At 49.2% G+C, this 236-nt stretch carries 1 protein-coding gene; it reads left to right on the plus strand.

The window, feature by feature from the left end:
- A partial coding sequence (locus tag RYX56_RS25190) for a MoaD/ThiS family protein (RefSeq protein WP_317124492.1) occupies positions 1–117 on the plus strand: 117 nt, incomplete at its 5' end.
- Positions 118–236 lie beyond the last annotated feature (119 nt).

Below are 236 nucleotides of genomic sequence, written 5' to 3' on the forward strand. Positions count from 1 at the left end.
GATCTGGCGAGGATGGAGACCATAATGACAGCGATTAATGAGGAGTTCGTCTCCAACGATGAGGTCATCGCGGAAGGCGATGAGATTGCCTTTATCCCGCCAGTCAGCGGAGGCTGACTTTAGGGATTGTGCGGAGCAATACCCCCGTGTCCGAGCTAGTAGGAGTCCATTTTTTTCTAAAAGTTTGCAACCGGTGAGTTTTCTGGGGGTAAGAAAGCATAAAATTTTCGGCTTTG

It is taken from the genome of Alkalihalophilus lindianensis (assembly GCF_032843265.1).
GTDB lineage: Bacteria > Bacillota > Bacilli > Bacillales > Bacillaceae_D > Alkalihalophilus > Alkalihalophilus lindianensis.